The sequence below is a fragment of the Burkholderia sp. Ac-20392 genome (genome assembly GCF_017104585.1).
GTDB lineage: Bacteria > Pseudomonadota > Gammaproteobacteria > Burkholderiales > Burkholderiaceae > Burkholderia > Burkholderia lata.
Genome location: NZ_JAAGPB010000259.1, coordinates 1 through 12,041, shown reverse-complemented (window position 1 = coordinate 12,041; position 12,041 = coordinate 1). Strand labels below are relative to the sequence as shown.

Genomic DNA, 12,041 nt, shown 5'->3' with positions numbered 1-12,041 from the left:
CCCGCAGGCGCTCGCGCCCGGCGCGCCGGGCGCCGATCTCGCGGTGCGCGCGGAACTCGCGCCCGTGACCGCACCGGCCGGGGCCGAGCCCGCGAAGGGTTTCGCGGTGACGGGCCCGGTGTCGATCGTCAACGCGAAGCCCGGCACGCTCGGCGACCACCTGCTGCCGGTGATCGACGCGCTCGCGAACGTGCATCTCGACGCGCACGCGCAGCGGATCGACGCGCTCGCGCTGAAGCTGATCCGCGACGGCAGCGTGACGGGCAACGGCACGCTGGCCGGCGGCAAGGGCCGCTTCGACCTGAAGGTCGCGAACCTCGACCTGAACGCGTTCGTCGCCGAGTTGCGGCCGATGCGTCTTGCCGGCCCGCTCGGCGTGACGCTCGCGGGCGACGTGACGACCGTCGATTTCAACCTGAACGACCCGAAGCTCGCGCTCGGCGCGCGCGCGAAGGTTGCGTTGACGTCGCAGCAGACGGTGCTGACCGACGCGCGCGTGACGGCCGGCAAGGGCAGGATCGACCTGACGGGCGTGTTCCGCCACGATGCGCATTCGAGCTACGACGCGAAGGCGACGCTGACCGGATTCGATCCGCTGCTGCTCGCCGCGGCGAGTGCGCCGAAGGCGGGTGGCGGCAAGGCGCCCGCCAAGGCGACGAAGGCACCGGCCCCGCGCGGCGAGACGCGCGCGTCGGGCACGCTGACGGCGTCGGGCGCATTCGCGCCGCAGGTGTCGACGAAGGCGACCTTCAAGCTCGGCGACAGCCTGTACGACGGCGTGCCGCTGACCGGCGCCGGCGTCGTGCAGCTCGCCGGCTCGCGCATTTTGCCGAGCAACGCGAACCTGTCGATCGCGGGCAATCATGTCGACCTGCGCGGCAGTTTCGGCGCGCCCGGCGACCGGCTGCGCTTCGTCGTCGACGCACCGCAGCTCGACCGGCTCGGCTTCGGTGTCGAAGGGCTCGTGCAGGCGCAAGGCGATCTGACCGGCAGCTTCGCGCACCCGAACGTGACCGCTACCTACAAGGCCGAGCACGTCGTCGTCGGCTCGAACCGGATCGGCGCCGCGCAGGGCCGCGCGGACATCCGCGACGGCGCGCACGGCGCGCTCGTGTTCACGGCCGACGCGTCCGACATCGCGCTCGGCTCGCTGAAACTGAAATCGCTGCGCGCGAACCTCGACGGCACGCGTGCGAAGCACACGCTCGACGCGTCGGCGCTCGGGATGGCCGGCGGCCGCGTGATCGACGTGACGCTCGCGGCGAACGGCGGCGTGGTCGAAAACCGCGACGGGATGCGCTGGGACGGCACCGTCACGCGTCTTGCGAACCGCGGCACACCGGCCATCGCGCTGCAGTCGCCGCTGACCGTGTCGGCCGGCGCCGGCCGCGTGACGCTCGGCGCGACCCGGCTCACGCTCGAAGGCGCGGCGATCGACCTGAAATCGTTCGTGTTCGACCATGGCCAGATGCGCTCGGCGGGCTCGGTGAGCGGTGTGTCGGTCGCGCGTTTCCTCGAGGTCCGCCAGGAGCTGACGGGCCAGCGACCGCCGGTGCGGACCGACGTCGTGCTCGACGCCGACTGGGATTTTTCGCTCGGCGCGAACGCGACGGGCTATGTGCAGGTGAAGCGGCGCGGTGGCGACGTGACGATCGAGAGCGGGCGCGGCATCGCATCGCTGGGGCTGACCGACCTGTCCGCGCGCGCGAGCTTCACGGCCGGCAACCGGCTCAACGTGACGGCGCTCGCGAAGGCGAACCGGATCGGCACGCTCGACGCGAACGTGGTCGTGCCGTTCGCGCTGCGCGACGGCATGTTCGGCGTGGTCAACGATGGCCCGTTGTCGGGCCGCATCGACGCCGATATCCCGGCACTGAAGACGACCGGCAACCTGTTCGGGCCGAGCTACCTGCTCGGCGGTCGCGCGTCGCTGAAGCTGACGGTCGCGGGCACGCCGGTGAAGCCGAACCTGTCGGGGATGCTGACGGGCGACGACCTGTCCGCGACGCTCATCGACCAGGGCGTGCAGCTGAAGGATGGCATCGTGCGCGTGAAGCTGTCGGAAAACCTCGTCGAATTCCAGCAGGTCGAGTTCCACGGCGGCGACGGTACGCTGCGCATGCTCGGCCGCGTGCGCCTCGATGGCGAGGCGCCCGACCTGACCGCGAGCATCGTCGCGGACAAGCTTGAGCTGTTCGCGGCGCCGGATCGCAAGCTGTCGCTGTCGGGCAAGGCGACGGTCGCAAACGACGGGCCGCGCGGCGCGCTGTCGATCGACGGCAAGTTCGTCGTCGACCGCGCATTGTTCGACCTGCCCGAGGAATCGGCGCCGCACCTGTCGGACGATGTGGTGATCGTGGAGCCGGGCGGCACGGTGCGCGGCGAGACGCCGACCGGCACCGCGGTCGCGAAGCCGAAGCCGGCCGAGGACAAGCCGGCACCGTCGCTCGCGCCGCGCGCGAACGTCGACATCGGTCTCGGCAACAACTTCCGCTTCAAGGGCCACGGCGCGGATCTCGGGCTGCGCGGCACGATCACCGTGATGAGTGCGCCGGGCGTGCCGCTGCGCGCGGTCGGCAACGTGCGCGTGACCGAAGGATCGACGTACACGTCGTTCGGCCGCAAGCTCGCGATCGAGAACGGCTTCTTCACGTTCAACGGCCCCGTGTCGAACCCGGGCGTCAACATCCTCGCGATGCGGCGCAACCAGGAAGTCGAGGCCGGCGTGCAGGTCACGGGCACGATCCAGTCTCTGACGGTCAAGCTCGTGTCGGAGCCGAACGTCACGGACAACGAAAAGCTGTCGTGGCTGCTGTTCGGCCACGGCACCGACCAGGGCAACAACGTCGGCCAGCAGGGTGCGATGACGGCGGCGCTCGGGCTGCTCGGCAGCGTGACCGGCAAGCGCGTCGCGCAGACCTTCGGTCTCGACGAGGTCTCGGTCGGCCGCAGCGAAGTCGGCCTGACCGACCCGCAGGTCGTGCTGGTGTCGAAGGCGATCAACGAGCGCTTCGTGCTCGGCTTCGAGCAGGGCCTGCAGTCGGCGAGCAACGCGTTCAAGGCGACGATCAACCTGACGCGCTTCTGGTCGGTGTCCGCGTACGGCGGCACGTTCCAGGGCGTCGACCTGAACTACACGCGGCGCTTCGATCGCTGGTTCGGCAGTGACGGCACCCGCGAGCGGCGCGCCGAGCAGCCATGAAAAAAGCCCCGCACGATGTGCGGGGCTTTTTTTCGCGCAGGCGGCAGCGCGTTCGGCTTACTTCACGCGCATGCCGGGCTTCGCGCCGCTGTGCGGCTCGAGGATGTAGAGGCCCGGCTCGGCCTTCTCGTCGGTGGCCGACGCGGCGAGCACCATCCCTTCGGACAGGCCGAACTTCATCTTGCGCGGCGCGAGGTTCGCGACCATCACGGTCAGCTTGCCGACGAGCTGCTCGGGCTGGTACGCGGACTTGATGCCCGAGAACACGTTGCGGGTCTTTTCCTCGCCGACGTCGAGCGTGAGCTGCAGCAGCTTGTCCGAGCCCTCGACGGCCTGGCACGCGACGATCTTCGCGATGCGCAGGTCGATCTTCGCGAAATCGTCGATCGAGATCGGTGCATCGTCCGCGCCGTTCACGACAGCCTGCTTCGCGTTGTTCTTCGCATCCTTCGCGGCGTTCGCGGTCGCGACAGCCGCGCCGGTGGCTTCGGCTTGCAGCGAATCGCGGTTCGCGGCGAGCAGCGCTTCGATCTGCTTCGGGTCGACGCGCGTCATCAGGTGCTGGTACGCCTTGATCGGCTGCTCCGACGACAGCGGCTTCGCGGCATCGGCCCATGCGAGCGGCGCGATCCCGAAGAACGACTCGACGGCTTCGGCCACGCGCGGCATCACCGGCTTCAGCGCGAGCGACAGCAGACGGAACGACTCGAGGCTCACGCTGCAGGTTTCGTGCAGCGCGACCGCGTTGGCCGGATCCTTCGCGAGATCCCACGGCTTCGCACCGTCGACGTACGCGTTCACTTCGTCCGCGAGCTCCATCGTGTGGCGCAGTGCGCGGCCGTACTCGCGTGCTTCGTAGTGCGCGGCGATCTGCGGGATCGCGTCGCGCAGCTTCGCGACGAGCGGATGGTTCATCGCGCTGTCCTGCACGCGGCCGTCGAAGCGCTTGATCAGGAAGCCTGCCGCGCGGCTCGCGATGTTCACGTACTTGCCGACGAGGTCGCTGTTCACGCGCGCCTGGAAGTCGTCGAGGTTCAGGTCGATGTCCTCCATCGTCGCGTTCAGCTTCGCGGCGAAGTAGTAGCGCAGCCACTCGGGGTTCAGGCCCGTGTCGATGTAGCTTTGCGCGGTGATGAACGTGCCGCGCGACTTCGACATCTTCGCGCCGTCGACCGTCAGGAAGCCGTGCGCGAACACGTTGGTCGGCGTGCGGTGGCCCGAGAACTCGAGCATCGCGGGCCAGAACAGCGTGTGGAAGTACAGGATGTCCTTGCCGATGAAGTGATACTGCTCGGTGGTCGAGCCCGGGCGGACCCATGCATCGAAGTCGACGCCGTTGCGGTCGCACAGGTTCTTGAAGCTCGCGTAGTAGCCGACCGGCGCGTCGAGCCACACGTAGAAATACTTGCCGGGCGCGCCCGGGATCTCGAAGCCGAAGTACGGCGCGTCACGCGAGATGTCCCAGTCGGCGAGCTTGGCCTCGCCGGCGTCGCCGAGCCATTCGCGCATCTTGTTGGTTGCTTCGGGCTGCGCGAGGCCGCTCACCCATTCGCGCAGGAACGTTTCGCAGCGCGGGTCGGACAGGCGGAAGAAGTAGTGCTTCGAAGTCTTGCGCACCGGCGTCGCGCCCGACACGACCGAATACGGGTTCAGCAGCTCGGTCGGCAGGTAGGTCGAGCCGCACACTTCACAGTTGTCGCCGTACTGGTCCTTCGCGTGGCACTTCGGGCACTCGCCCTTGATGAAGCGATCCGGCAGGAACATTTCCTTGACGGGATCGTATGCCTGCTCGATCTCGCGCTCGGCGATGAAGCCGGCGTCCTGCAGCGCGACGTAGATCTTCTCGCTCAGCACGCGGTTCTCGTCCGAATCGGTCGAGTAGAAGTTGTCGAACGACACGCCGAAGCTGTCGAAATCGCGCTTGTGTTCGGTCCACACGCGATCGATCAACTGCTTCGGGGTCAGGCCTTCCTTCTCCGCGCGCAGCATGATCGGCGTGCCGTGCGTATCGTCGGCGCCGATGTAGTAGACCTCATGGCCATGCATTCGCAGCGTCCGCACCCAGATGTCGGTCTGGATGTACTCGACCAGGTGGCCGATGTGGATCTGCCCGTTGGCATAGGGCAGTGCGGACGTAACGAGGATCTGGCGGCCGCCTTGCGGCGCCGCAGCCTGCACGGAAGTGAGGTCGGATGCGGACATAGGGTCTGTAGAGGAACGGCGGAAAAACGACGGGAAACTGCGATTCTAGCAGGGGCGCGCGCCAGCGACGCGGGCAGGCGCCCTTGACCGGGCGCCGAAACGGGCAGGGCCGCGCAAGCGGCGTGCCCGACGGTGATGTGCTGCGGTGCAGCACGAATTCTGCGGGCAAAAAAAACCGGGGCGGATACGGCCCCGGAGCAACAACGACAAGAGGAGAATGGTGACGCGCCGGCAACACCAGCCGCGTACCGTAAATACTGACCACGGCCTGCGACAGAAGTTCGAAAATTTTTTCGATTTGTTACCGGCTCCGCCGGAAGCCTTGTCCGGCGCGGTTGCGCGGGCGGCGAGCCCGCGCTTTCCCCTCGTCGTGCGCTTACTGCGCCTGTGCTGCGCGCAGGTAGATTTCGACGCGGCGGTTCTGTGCGCGGCCGGCTTCGGTCGCGTTGTCCGCGATCGGGTTCGATGCACCCATGCCTTGCGCCGACAGGCGGCCGCCGTTCACGCCGCGCTGTGCCAGTGCGTTCACGACGCTCTGCGCGCGGTTCTGCGACAGCGTCTGGTTCAGCTGCGCCGAGCCCGTGCTGTCCGTGTAGCCGACGATCGATGCCGTCACTTGCGGGTTCTGGTTCAGCGTCGTCGCCAGATCGTTCAGCAGCGGCTGGAAGGCCGGCGTGATCGCGTACTGGTTCGTCGCGAACGTCACCGAGCTCGGCACGTTCAGCTTCAGCGAGCCGTCCGGCTGCTCGGTCACTTGCGTACCCGTTTGCGCTGCCGACGGTGCCAGCTTGTTCTTGATTGCCTGCCAGTTGTAACCCGTCACGCCGCCGACCAGTGCGCCGACGCCTGCGCCGATCGCCGCGCCCTTGCCGCCACCCGCCAGCGCGCCGATGCCTGCGCCCAGCGCCGCACCCGTGCCGGTACCGACGGCCGTATTGTTGCCTTGCTGCGTGGCGCAGCCTGCCAGCAGTGCGCCGGCCAATGCGAAGACGGACAAGCGGGTCGCGATTTTCATGTTCATCTTGGATTCCTCTCTTGGTTGAACGAGTCGACAACGACGACAACAACAGTTACGGCTCCCTGCGCGGGCTGCCCGAAAAAGGAGGGCAGGCCTGCGCTCGCGGCAGCCGCCGAGGTGGCCGCATGCCCTGTCCGTCAGCGTGGCTGTTGGGACAGGGCGACGCGTCAGCCTCTACAATATAGGCAGTTAATGGCCGATTTGGCCCCATAGCATGCCGCACGCGAAGAGTGCGCCGGGTCGCGCGTTCGCGCAATGGCGTGCAACAGATTCTTTCACTTTTCCCGATTTTCGCAGCGTAATTTGATATTTTTTGACGTTTGCGCGCGAGAAAAACGTTTTCACGGAGTTTCGATGAGCATTGACCGGGCACAAGTCGACGCCGCTTTGGCGGCTGTCGTCGACCCCAATACCGGCCGTCCGTATGCGGCGAGCAAGGGCGTGCGCAACGTCGCGATCGACGGCGACGTCGTGGCGCTCGACGTGGTGCTCGGTTATCCCGCGCGCAGCCAGCACGACGACGTGCGCGCACGCATCACCGCCGCGCTCCAGGCCGTGGCCGGCGTGCGCGACGCGCGCGTCGCCGTGTCGCAGGAGATCGTCGCGCACACGGTTCAGCGCGGCGTGAAACTGCTGCCGAACGTGAAGAACATCGTGGCGGTTGCGTCGGGCAAGGGCGGCGTCGGCAAGAGCACGACGGCCGTCAACCTCGCGCTTGCGCTCGCCGCAGAAGGCGCGTCGGTCGGCATCCTCGACGCCGACATCTACGGCCCGTCGCTGCCGACGATGCTCGGCATCCACGGCCAGCGCCCCGAGTCGCCCGACAACCAGTCGATGAACCCGCTCGTCGGCCACGGGCTGCAGGCGAACTCGATCGGCTTCCTGATCGAGGAAGACAACCCGATGGTGTGGCGCGGCCCGATGGCGACCTCCGCGCTCGAGCAGTTGCTGCGCCAGACCAACTGGCGCGAGCTCGACTACCTGATCGTCGACATGCCGCCGGGCACGGGCGACATCCAGCTCACGCTCGCGCAGCGCGTGCCCGTCACGGGCGCGGTGATCGTCACGACGCCGCAGGACATCGCGCTGCTCGATGCGAAGAAGGGCCTGAAGATGTTCGAGAAGGTCGGGATTCCGATCCTCGGCATCGTCGAGAACATGAGCATCCACATCTGTTCGAACTGCGGCCACGAGGAGCACATCTTCGGCGCCGGCGGCGCCGAACGGATGGCGAAGGACTACGGCGTGAACGTGCTCGGCAGCCTGCCGCTCGACATCGCGATCCGTGAGCGCGCCGACAGCGGCACGCCGACGGTCGTGGCCGATTCCGACGGCGCGCTGGCGCGTCGCTACCGCGACATCGCACGCGGAGTCGCGCTGGCGATTGCCGAGCGATCGCGCGACATGACGTCGAAGTTCCCGTCGATCGTTGTTCAAAATACGTAAAACCCTTGCGGGGCGGGGCCTCACGCTGTTTACGGCGCCGCGAGGCGCGGTATCATGGCGACTTTTCCCGGGTCCCTTTACCCGCCCGGCGCGGCCGTCGTGTCAAACGGCCGCCAGCCGGCATGAGGATCGAATGAAACAACGACATCACGGCGTGCATGCCAGCCGCGTGCAATGCGCGCTGCTGGCCGCCGCCGCGCTGGGCCTGCTGGCCGGCTGCACCTCCTTTTCCTCGTCGCACGAAAAACGGGCCGACGCACAACTGCAGCCGACGGTCGGCTCACAGGCGCGCGGCGCGGTGACGTTCGTCGAGCGTCCGGACGGCGTGCAGGTTACCTACAACCTGGCCGGGCTGCCACCGAACAGCGATCACGCGTTACAGGTACACGAACGCGGCGACTGCAACGCGGGTGACGGCTCGAGCGCCGGCCAGGTGTTCGCGCCGGCGGCCGACCGGTTGCGCGCGGGTGCCCGCGTCGCCGGCGATCTCGGCAACATCCACGCGGACGCAAACGGCGTCGCGGCCGGCTTCATCGTCGCGCCCGATCTGGCCCTCGATGGCGTGCGCTCGGCGATGAATCGCGCGGCGCTGGTGCACCGCGACCCGAGCGATCCCGCGTTTCCGCAGCATGGCGCGGGGCCCGCGCTTGCCTGCGGCGTGATCCGTTGACGGCCGCCGCGTGCGTAGGCCGATGATCGCGTAAAATGTCGGCCTTTCCCCGGCCGCCGTCCAGAATGGCGGCCTTCGTTTCCCGTCACGCAGCGTTTCCTGGCGCCCCGATATGAGTATCAAGTCCGACAAATGGATTCGGCGCATGGCCGAAGAGCACAAAATGATCGAGCCGTTCGTGCCCGATCAGGTTCGCGCGTCCGAGGACGGCCGCCGGATCGTCAGCTACGGCACGTCGAGCTACGGCTACGACATCCGCTGCGCGGACGAATTCAAGATCTTCACGAACATCAACTCGACGATCGTCGATCCGAAGAACTTCGACGAGGGTTCGTTTGTCGATTTCAAGGGCGACGTGTGCATCATCCCGCCGAACTCGTTCGCGCTGGCCCGCACCGTCGAATATTTCCGCATCCCGCGCACCGTGCTGACGGTCTGCCTCGGCAAGTCGACCTATGCGCGCTGCGGGATCATCGTCAACGTGACGCCGTTCGAACCCGAGTGGGAAGGCTACGTCACGCTGGAATTCTCGAACACCACGCCGCTGCCCGCGAAGATCTACGCGAACGAAGGCGTCGCGCAGGTGCTCTTCTTCGAGAGCGACGAAGTGTGCGACGTGTCGTACGCGGATCGCGGCGGCAAGTATCAGGGGCAGCGTGGTGTCACGCTGCCGAAAACCTGATCTGGTTGCATAACGTCTCACCAGTTTCCGGGTGACCGCTGCGCGTGACGCGCCGCGGTCGTTCTTTTTGGAGAATCGCCCATGAAGTTTCGTTTCCCCGTCGTCATCATCGACGAAGATTTCCGCTCCGAGAACATCTCGGGCTCCGGCATCCGGGCGTTGGCCGAAGCGATCGAGAAGGAGGGCGTCGAAGTCCTCGGTCTCACGAGCTACGGTGATCTGACGTCGTTCGCGCAGCAGTCGAGCCGCGCGTCGTGCTTCATCCTGTCGATCGACGACGACGAACTCATGCTCGGCGAGACCGGCTCGGACGGCGAACTGCCCGAGCTCGCGACCGCGATCATCGAGCTGCGCGCGTTCGTCACGGAAGTGCGCCGCCGCAACGCGGACATCCCGATCTTCCTGTACGGCGAGACGCGCACGTCGCGCCACCTGCCGAACGACATCCTGCGCGAGCTGCACGGCTTCATCCACATGTTCGAGGACACGCCGGAGTTCGTCGCGCGCCACATCATCCGCGAGGCGAAGGTCTATCTCGACTCGCTCGCGCCGCCGTTCTTCAAGGAACTCGTCAAGTACGCGGATGAAGGCTCGTACTCGTGGCACTGCCCGGGCCACTCGGGCGGCGTCGCCTTCCTGAAGAACCCGCTCGGCCAGATGTTCCACCAGTTCTTCGGCGAGAACATGCTGCGCGCGGACGTCTGCAACGCGGTGGACGAACTCGGCCAGCTGCTCGACCACACGGGCCCGGTCGCGGCGTCCGAGCGCAACGCGGCGCGCATCTTCAGCGCGGACCACCTGTTCTTCGTGACCAACGGCACGTCGACGTCGAACAAGATCGTCTGGCACGCGACGGTTGCACCGGGCGACATCGTGCTGGTCGACCGCAACTGCCACAAGTCGATCCTGCACGCGATCACGATGACGGGTGCGATTCCGGTGTTCCTCACGCCGACGCGCAACCATTTCGGCATCATCGGGCCGATCCCGCGCGACGAATTCAAGCCCGAGAACATCCGCAAGAAGATCGAGGCGAACCCGTTCGCGCGCGAAGCGATGCGCGAGAACCCGGACATGAAGCCGCGGATCCTGACGATCACGCAGAGCACGTACGACGGCGTCGTCTACAACGTCGAGATGATCAAGGATCTGCTCGGCGACCTGCTCGACACGCTGCACTTCGACGAAGCGTGGCTGCCGCATGCGACGTTCCACGACTTCTACCGCGACATGCACGCGATCGGCGACGGCCGTCCGCGCACCGGTGCGCTCGTGTTCGCGACGCACTCGACGCACAAGCTGCTCGCGGGCATCTCGCAGGCATCGCAGATCGTCGTGCAGGATTCGGAGAACCGCACGTTCGACAAGCATCGCTTCAACGAGGCGTACCTGATGCACACGTCGACGAGCCCGCAGTACGCGATCATCGCGTCGTGCGACGTCGCGGCCGCGATGATGGAGCCGCCGGGCGGCACCGCGCTGGTCGAGGAATCGATCGCCGAGGCGATCGACTTCCGCCGCGCGATGCGCAAGGTCGACGCCGAATACGGCGACGACTGGTTCTTCAGCGTGTGGGGTCCGGACAACCTGTCCGAGGAAGGCATCGGTTCGCGCGAGGACTGGATGCTGAAGCCGAACGATCACTGGCACGGCTTCGGCCCGCTGGCGGAAGGCTTCAACATGCTCGACCCGATCAAGGCGACGATCATCACGCCGGGGCTCGACGTCGACGGCGAGTTCGGCGAGACCGGCATTCCGGCCGCGATCGTCACGAAGTACCTGGCCGAGCACGGGATCATCGTCGAGAAGACCGGCCTGTACTCGTTCTTCATCATGTTCACGATCGGCATCACGAAGGGCCGCTGGAACTCGATGGTGACCGAGCTGCAGCAGTTCAAGGACGACTACGACAACAACCAGCCGCTGTGGCGCGTGCTGCCGGAATTCGTCGCGCAGCATCCGCGCTACGAGCGTGTCGGCCTGCGCGACCTGTGCACGCAGATCCACGACGTGTACCGCGCGAACGACATCGCCCGCCTGACGACGGAGATGTACCTGTCGGACATGGAACCGGCGATGAAGCCGTCGGACGCGTTCGCGAAGCTCGCGCACCGCAAGATCGACCGCGTGCCGCTCGACGAGCTCGAAGGCCGCGTGACGAGCATCCTGCTCACGCCGTACCCGCCGGGCATTCCGCTGCTGATCCCGGGCGAGCGCTTCAACAAGACGATCGTGAACTACCTGCGGTTCGCGCGCGACTTCAACGAACGCTTCCCGGGCTTCCACACCGACATCCACGGCCTCGTCGCGGAAGAGGTGAACGGCCGCGTCGAGTACTTCGTCGACTGCGTGCGCGACTGATGGCGACGCACGGACGAATCCAGGCGATGCGTGCGGCGGTGGCCGCGCTCGTCGTCTGGGCGGCAGGGTCGGCCGGGCTGGCGGGCGTGGGTGTCGCCCACGCGGAAGTCGCGGCGGCCGACCCGATCGACGTCGCGATGCGGCAATGCCTCGCGCGGCGCGACCGGTCCTCGCCGGCCGGCCAGATCCAGTGCATGGGCGAAGCGCAGCAGCAGTGGCAGACCGTGATGGACGGCGCGTACCAGCGCCTGTTGAAGGATGCGCCGGCCGATGCGAAGCGCGGCTGGCAGGACAGCCAGCGCCGTTGGCTCACGTGGCGCAAGGACGAAGTGCATCTGCTGAAGGCCGTGTACGACACGACGCGCGGGACGTCGTACGCGATGTCGAGCGCCGACCTGCAACTGCAGCCCGTGCGCGATCGCGCGCTGGCGCTGCGCGGTGCGGCCGATCGCTATGCGCA

8 protein-coding genes are annotated in these 12,041 nt (G+C 67.1%); 6 read left to right on the top strand and 2 right to left on the bottom strand.

The features are described 5' to 3' along the window. Positions 1–3,202: translocation/assembly module TamB domain-containing protein (locus G3N99_RS24550; protein ID WP_206123683.1), on the top strand; the 3,202-nt coding region annotated here is incomplete at its 5' end. 57 nt (positions 3,203–3,259) lie between these two features. On the opposite strand, the gene metG is transcribed toward G3N99_RS24550, so the two are convergent. Then, positions 3,260–5,404 (bottom strand): methionine--tRNA ligase, encoded by a 2,145-nt coding sequence (metG, locus tag G3N99_RS24545; protein WP_206123682.1) that lies wholly within the window; start codon positions 5,402–5,404, stop codon positions 3,260–3,262. 376 nt (positions 5,405–5,780) lie between these two features. Then, positions 5,781–6,425 (bottom strand): OmpA family protein, encoded by a 645-nt coding sequence (locus G3N99_RS24540; RefSeq protein WP_011352885.1) that lies wholly within the window; start codon positions 6,423–6,425, stop codon positions 5,781–5,783. 351 nt (positions 6,426–6,776) lie between these two features. On the opposite strand from G3N99_RS24540, the gene apbC reads away from it, so the two are divergent. From apbC to G3N99_RS24515, 5 genes are all read left to right on the top strand, one after another. Then, positions 6,777–7,868, top strand: coding sequence for an iron-sulfur cluster carrier protein ApbC (apbC, locus tag G3N99_RS24535; protein ID WP_174941631.1), 1,092 nt, complete (start codon positions 6,777–6,779; stop codon positions 7,866–7,868). Positions 7,869–8,001: 133 nt separating this feature from the next. Beyond that, the gene (sodC, locus tag G3N99_RS24530; RefSeq protein WP_174983199.1) at positions 8,002–8,538 is read left to right on the top strand and encodes a superoxide dismutase [Cu-Zn]; all 537 of its coding nucleotides are present in this window, start codon (positions 8,002–8,004) and stop codon (positions 8,536–8,538) included. Between the two features lie 112 nt (positions 8,539–8,650). Next, on the top strand, positions 8,651–9,220 hold the full coding sequence (gene dcd, locus G3N99_RS24525) for a dCTP deaminase (protein ID WP_006398615.1): 570 nt from the start codon (positions 8,651–8,653) through the stop codon (positions 9,218–9,220). Between the two features lie 81 nt (positions 9,221–9,301). Further along, the gene (locus G3N99_RS24520; protein WP_069248599.1) at positions 9,302–11,581 is read left to right on the top strand and encodes an arginine/lysine/ornithine decarboxylase; all 2,280 of its coding nucleotides are present in this window, start codon (positions 9,302–9,304) and stop codon (positions 11,579–11,581) included. Continuing rightward, a partial coding sequence (locus tag G3N99_RS24515; RefSeq protein ID WP_206123681.1) for a lysozyme inhibitor LprI family protein occupies positions 11,581–12,041 on the top strand: 461 nt, incomplete at its 3' end. The genes G3N99_RS24520 and G3N99_RS24515, both read left to right, overlap by 1 nt.

Bases quoted from the DNA above. Each gene is read 5' to 3' on its own strand.
- metG (WP_206123682.1), bottom strand. From the start codon at position 5,404: ATGTCCGCATCCGACCTCACTTCCGTGCAGGCTGCGGCGCCGCAAGGC.
- G3N99_RS24540 (WP_011352885.1), bottom strand. From the start codon at position 6,425: ATGAACATGAAAATCGCGACCCGCTTGTCCGTCTTCGCATTGGCCGGC.
- apbC (WP_174941631.1), top strand. From the start codon at position 6,777: ATGAGCATTGACCGGGCACAAGTCGACGCCGCTTTGGCGGCTGTCGTC.
- sodC (WP_174983199.1), top strand. From the start codon at position 8,002: ATGAAACAACGACATCACGGCGTGCATGCCAGCCGCGTGCAATGCGCG.
- dcd (WP_006398615.1), top strand. From the start codon at position 8,651: ATGAGTATCAAGTCCGACAAATGGATTCGGCGCATGGCCGAAGAGCAC.
- G3N99_RS24520 (WP_069248599.1), top strand. From the start codon at position 9,302: ATGAAGTTTCGTTTCCCCGTCGTCATCATCGACGAAGATTTCCGCTCC.